The organism is Syntrophorhabdus sp., from assembly GCA_012719415.1.
Lineage (GTDB): Bacteria > Desulfobacterota > Syntrophorhabdia > Syntrophorhabdales > Syntrophorhabdaceae > Delta-02.
In genome coordinates, this window is record JAAYAK010000285.1 from 1 (window position 1) to 1,951 (window position 1,951).

General features: G+C 55.0%; 3 protein-coding genes. 2 read left to right on the plus strand and 1 reads right to left on the minus strand.

What is annotated here, in order from left to right:
- A partial coding sequence (locus GXX82_16685; protein ID NLT24681.1) for a phosphofructokinase occupies positions 1 to 446 on the plus strand: 446 nt, incomplete at its 5' end.
- Between the two features lie 156 nt (positions 447 to 602).
- Positions 603 to 935 (plus strand): hypothetical protein, encoded by a 333-nt coding sequence (locus tag GXX82_16690; GenBank protein ID NLT24682.1) that lies wholly within the window; start codon positions 603 to 605, stop codon positions 933 to 935.
- A gap of 84 nt (positions 936 to 1,019) precedes the next feature.
- Here GXX82_16690 and GXX82_16695 read toward each other — a convergent pair whose 3' ends face one another.
- Entirely contained in the window at positions 1,020 to 1,625 is a 606-nt protein-coding gene (locus GXX82_16695) for a YcxB family protein (protein NLT24683.1), read from the minus strand.
- Positions 1,626 to 1,951: the final 326 nt, after the last annotated feature.

A 1,951-nucleotide genomic window follows, 5' to 3' on the forward strand; every position in this document is an offset into this window, starting at 1 on the left:
ACCGCTCCAGGAATCCCTCCAACTACGCGATCATGACCATTTCCGAAGGGGCCCATACCGTGGGCGGGACGGTGACGGAGACGGGCATAGAGGACGCCTACGGCCACAAGAAGCTGGGAGGCGTCGGCTACCTCGTTTCCCAGGAGATAAAGCAGCGTTCCGGTGTGAACGTCATCTACCAGCAGCTTGCCTACATGATGCGGTCCGGCGCGCCTGATTCCCTCGACCGGATGGTCGCGGTGTCCTACGGCAGCCTTGCCCTCGACCAGATAGCCATGGGCCACAGGGGCCGCATGGTTGCCCTCCAGCAGGCGATATACACAACCGTCCCGCTGGACATGGTCGTGGCGGCCAAGAAGCAGGTGGACGTCACCGCGCTGTACGACGTGGAAACATACCGTCCCAAGGTGCGCGATACGCTCGGGAAACCGATGTTTCTGTATTGAGAAGACAGGTAATGGGTAATGGGCTATAGGTGATGGGAAAGACATTTTCCCCGATTACCTATAGCCCATTACCCATTACCTGTCTCTAAAATCTTTTGACCTTTGGTGCCGCAGGGTGCAGAATATTGAAAAATCCATGGTGGATCGGAGGTTGTGGTGGCACTTATTGATGATATACGGAAGAGGACCGAGGAAGGGCTGAAGACTCTGAAGGAGACGGCCCAGGATATCGCCTTCAGCGTGGAGAAGCAGGCGATGATCGGGAAGCGGAAGTATCTCGACGTCACGAAGCTGCAGCGTTCCATTCAGAAAACAAATGCCGAGATGGGCGAGTATGTGTACGACCAGTTCACGTGCGGCAAGACCGTTTCCTCCGATGACCCCTTCATCCGGGACCGCATAAGCTCGATCACCCGGATGCGTCTCACCATACGAGACATCGAGGAAGAGATAGCCGAACTGGAAACCACGAAACCACAGAAAAGATAAAGAAGGTCCCAAGGATAAGAGACCGTTTCAAGTCTCACGTTTCAGGTTTCAGGTTAGAGGCCAAAGAAGCGACTCTGCACTCTTCTACTCCAGCGGTTTTTCACCTGAGACCTGAGACCTGGAACCTGGGACCTTTTTCTGCAGCAGTTGCAGGAGTTCCTTCATCTCATCCTTGTCATAGAAGGCCTCTTCCGGCAACCAGATGCTCGTGCCGTCAAGGAAGCCGAGGCGGATCCCCTTCTTTGTTTTCTTGTACTCAACGAATTCCGTCCAGTCCCTGGCCGTCTCGTTCTGGGGTGAGCGTATCATTATCCTGCCCGGGTTGATGATGAGGGTCACCCCGGGGTCCTTCTTCGTTTCGGAGGCTCCCCCCGCCTTCCTCTTGTCCATCTCCGGTTTTGCCAGAAAGACCCAGATGATCGCCCCGCCGAGGAGGATCCAGAGGATACTGAAGATGTTGGGGTCCTTGCCGAAAAGGCCCGTCAGACCGATCATGAGGCAGAATATCCCGATGGTGCTTATGATGAACCTCTTGGCGGGAGCCATGGCGGCAGGTCTCTGCCGACTGGTCTCCAGCGACCGGACAAGGTCTTTCATCTTTTCCGGCTCATTGAACTTGTATATCTCCGAAAGAGGGACCTGAAACGTCAGTTCCCGCCCGGATCCATCCGTTGCAGCGATATCGGGCATGGGGATATTCTAGGCGCTTGGGCTCCGAAATGCAAAGAGAAAAGTGAGAGAGACAGGTGGTCGGCCATAGGTCACAACTGATGGGAAGAGCCGAAAGGCCATTTCCCATGCATGACGAATCCGTCATCGAATCCGGAAAGGCTTCGGTGTTGGCATGAGTAATACAAAAACAGGGTGGTCAATGCTATAATTGCGAAATGGGGGCTGCAGGAGTTAGAGAGGAGAAGGGATGTTTCGTCTTCTGAGGGACCTGAAGCTCAACATCAAGATATCCATCCTGGGGGCGGGCAGTGTCCTCATAACGGCGGCCGCTCTCGTGGCGCTTG